At 71.8% G+C, this 1,835-nt stretch carries 2 protein-coding genes and 1 pseudogene; all 3 read left to right on the top strand.

The features are described from left to right. Positions 1-498 (top strand): SDR family NAD(P)-dependent oxidoreductase (locus ACWIE7_RS19080; RefSeq protein WP_454070317.1); only part of this gene is annotated, 498 nt, incomplete at its 5' end. Continuing rightward, positions 495-1,445, top strand: a complete 951-nt coding sequence (locus ACWIE7_RS19085) for an alpha/beta hydrolase (RefSeq protein WP_454070318.1) — start codon at positions 495-497, stop codon at positions 1,443-1,445. The genes ACWIE7_RS19080 and ACWIE7_RS19085, both read left to right, overlap by 4 nt. Positions 1,446-1,639: 194 nt before the next feature. After that, a pseudogene (locus ACWIE7_RS19090) lies at positions 1,640-1,835 on the top strand (ZIP family zinc transporter); the annotation flags it as partial.

Consider the following 1,835-nt stretch of genomic DNA (forward strand, 5'->3'; position numbering starts at 1 on the left):
GCCGCGGTCGCGGCGATCGACGCGATGCGGGGCGGCGCCGGCCCGGGCCCCGGTGGCCACATCATCAACATCGCATCGCTCGCCGGCATCTCGGCTGTTCCCGGTGAGGCCGTGTACGCGGCGTCCAAGCACGCGGTGATGGGATTCTCCAGCAGTACCGTGGCCGATCTGCGGCTGGCCGGGGTGAAGAACATCGACATCTCGTGCGTGTGCCCGGACGGCATCTGGACGCCGATGCTCTACGACAAGCTCGAGGATCCGCAGGCGGCACTGTCTTTCTCCGGTGTGCTGCTCCAGCCCGAGGACGTGGTGAAGGCGGTCGGCAAGGTGCTCGACAAGCCGCGGCCCGTCACGGCGATCCCGCATTGGCGCGGGGCGATCGCCCGGCTGGGCGCGGCGTTCCCGCGACTCGGCTCATCGGCGCTGCCGCTGCTCGCCGCGCAGGGCCGGCGGGTGCAGAAGAAGCTGCTGCGCACGAACGGGCCCGCCCGGCGATGACCTTGACGACCCGCGACGCCGTCACCACCCACCGCTCCCCCAGCCCGACGGCGCGGTTCCTCTACTGGGGCTCCCGCGCGACGCTGCGGCACGTGTACCGGGCGTGGCCGTTGACCGAGTCCGGCATCCGTGGCCTGGGCGCCGTCGAGCGGGGTTTCGCCCGGCTGCCCCAGGCTCCGGGTGTCGCAGTGGAGTCGGGTTCGCTCGGCGGTGTCCCGGTGGTCACCACGACACCGCGGTCGGGTGCTGCCGGCTCCGACGTGTCGGTGCTCTACCTCCACGGCGGGGCGTTCGTGTTCTGCGGTCCGGGCACGCACGCCCGGCTGTGCTCGAGTCTCGCCGTCCACCTCGACGCCCCGGTCCACGCGGTGCGGTACCGCAAGCTTCCCGAGGTGGACCTGGCTTCGCTGATCGACGAGGTCTACGCCGCCTACCGCTGCCTCGCCGAGCAACTGCCCGACGATCATCGGATCGTGGTGGCCGGGGATTCGGCCGGTGGGTTCCTCGCCGCCAAGATCTGCGAACTGGCAGCGCTCGACGGCGTGCGGGCGCCTGCCGCGATGGCGGGGTACTCGCCGTTGTTCGATCTCGATCGCGAGGTCCGCGACGGCTCGTGGTTCACCCGCGATGCCTACCAGCCGGCGAGGACCGTGCAGCGCGCCCAGGCCCTGTGGTCGCGCGGGCCGGCCGACATCCGGGGCGCGCGGTCCATGCTCGACGTGGACCCGGAGGCCTTTCCGCCCACGTTCATCACACTGGCTGCAGGCGAGCTCGTCGAGGGGGGTGCGCTCGCGTTGACTGAACGCCTCCACGCTGCCGGGCGCACGGTCGAGACGCACCGCTGGCACACGGCCGTCCACGCCTTCCCCGTGCTCGACGGGCTGGCACCGGAGAGCCGGAGAGCGCGCGAACTGACGGTGGAGTTCCTCCGGAAGGTGCTGGCGTAGACCGCGACCTCCTCGACGTCATCACGGCCTGAGAGTCCCTCCGAAAGCAGCTCGCCGAGTGGTCTCACCGACTCACGTTCGCCCAGCACACGCGCTGCGGAAACCCGGATCTCCGACCAATCGTCACGGGGATTCGGTCGCGCGGGCCTACGCTCGACCAGCGGACGACCCCGTTTGCCGGAAGGAGCCCGACGATGCCCGAATGGCTGGCGGCCGGCGGTGCCGGACTTCTCGCCGGCGGCGCACTCCTCCTCGGGAGCGCGATCGCCTGGCTCGTGGCAGTGCCCGCGCGCGTGGTCGCCGTGGTGATGGCCTTCGGCTCGGGCGTGCTGATCTCCGCGGTGGCGTTCGAGCTCGTGGAGGAGGCGATGGACCAGGGCGGCCTGGCCG

The organism is Dietzia sp. NPDC055343, from assembly GCF_053645265.1.

Excerpts from the sequence above, each read along its gene's own strand:
- ACWIE7_RS19085 (WP_454070318.1), top strand. The coding sequence starts at position 495 with ATGACCTTGACGACCCGCGACGCCGTCACCACCCACCGCTCCCCCAGC.